This window comes from Streptomyces sp. NPDC127197, from assembly GCF_042672405.1.
In the GTDB taxonomy this organism is placed as follows: Bacteria; Actinomycetota; Actinomycetes; order Streptomycetales; family Streptomycetaceae; genus Streptomyces; species Streptomyces flavusporus.
The window spans coordinates 1-1,752 of the sequence record NZ_JBHXVG010000135.1; the positions used below are offsets into that span (position 1 = coordinate 1).

3 protein-coding genes are annotated in these 1,752 nt (G+C 38.7%); all 3 read right to left on the reverse strand.

Annotation, left to right across the window (positions count from 1 at the left end):
• A partial coding sequence (locus ACFVJQ_RS45925; RefSeq protein ID WP_376322284.1) for a hypothetical protein occupies window positions 1-407 on the reverse strand: 407 nt, incomplete at its 3' end.
• A 336-nt stretch (window positions 408-743) separates the two neighbouring features.
• Window positions 744-968, reverse strand: coding sequence for a hypothetical protein (locus ACFVJQ_RS45930; protein WP_376183699.1), 225 nt, complete (start codon window positions 966-968; stop codon window positions 744-746).
• A gap of 262 nt (window positions 969-1,230) precedes the next feature.
• Window positions 1,231-1,752, reverse strand: a 522-nt coding sequence (locus ACFVJQ_RS45935) for a replication initiation factor domain-containing protein (RefSeq protein ID WP_385791958.1), incomplete at its 5' end; no start/stop codon positions are given.

Genomic DNA, 1,752 nt, shown 5'->3' on the forward strand with positions numbered 1-1,752 from the left:
TCTAGTTTGTTAGTGCCATCAATCCACATATTTTTCTTCCTAACACCCTCATCCAAAAAATAAAATTCAGTTAGATCTACTCCCTTAAAATCAAAAGCTACATCAATACGACTAACCCTCGGATATTTCATTGTTCTTAAAATATCAACCACAGCTCGTCTATGTTCATTTTCTTTAGAAGGTCTAATGTTATTAGGATTAAACTCATAACGTATCGCATCATGATTTACAGAATCAGTGTATTGAAGCAAAGAACCATCAACCATATGATATTGCCTTCTATACGGAAATGGAGCTAATGAATCTCTTAAAATAAAACCAAATTGATTGTTATTAATAGTCTTTTCAAACCGACCAGAATCAACACCAAGTATGGTCAGTCTATCAATAGAGAAAGAAATGTCCACCGCACCTTAGTCCCCCTTTTTCCTAAGTTTTCACCCGCAACCCCGCTGTTAGAGAGAGCGGGGTTCAAACGTCCTCGCCAATCCTCCCTAATTTCCGTAGTTTTTCGTCTTTAGTGGTGGTTCAATCAAGTTAATAAGGAACCATCACCCTAAATATAGTCCTTGCCCATCGTTGCGCTTATTCCAATTCCTCTATTGCAATCCCAGGGACCCGAAGCAAGGCACCTACCGTTTGCCTTACCCACCCCCCGAAAACACCCTCGGGGGATAGCTAACGCAAATTATACCTAACACAGCTTCCTCCTAAAATAACAACAGATTTTCTCGGCATAATGCTCACTTCTCTTGTTCTTGCTCTTCTAATAGCTTCTTACCATATTCAATCATCGCCAGAGCGCTTTTCTCTTCTAAACGCTCTTTATTCTTTTGTTGCCTAATCCATTCACCAACTACATACGAACCTAATGCCGACATAGTCATACCTAACTCTTCCGAATACGCCTGAAAATCCTCTTTAACAGATTCAACCAAACGTATAACCAATTTTTCATCTCTCGCCAATCAAATGACCTCCTAACATGAAATAGGTAGACTGAGGACGCCTACCTTTCATCTATTTAGTTATCAAAGGATACACCTAAGTGTATACTAATGGTATCACAACTGTATACCAAATGGCAACTACAAGCGGAACAAAAATAAACGTTCAGTTCGTATGTGGCAAGTTTGGGCCCCCCCGTCACCGGGTCCCCCCACTCCTTACCACATACGACTCCGAACGTTCTCTTTAATGTCTACTTGATGGTTTCATATGGTATAATAGTTACATAACATTATTTCTCTTAGGGAATTCTAACCAATAATCTAGTTGTTTTCTAATCTCAGTCCTATTTTGGTCATAAAAGGACTGGATATCTACTTCCTTGTTAGCTGGCAGGCTAGCAAGGATTTTCTTGTATTTAGACCTTGTATTTTTATCCACTTCAGCCAACTTCCCAGGACAATCTAAAAAGAACTTACACATAGCTTGTTCACGTATACTTTCAATCGATTCCCAATCTACCTGTTTAATGTGTAAACCCGAAAAAGGATTAATACCTAACATAAAATTAGGCATCCACTCACTACGAATCTGAGCTTCTACACGCCACCAGTCACCATCTACCTCTATACCTTCTTTTTGCTGCTCTTTAGCTTTGTTATAAACTCGTATACGCAAATCAGAATTTGGAGCACCTATGTATAAAGTCTCTAGTTTGTTAGTGCCATCAATCCACATATTTTTCTTCCTAACACCCTCATCCAAAAAATAAAATTCAGTTAGATCTACTCCCTTAAAATCAAA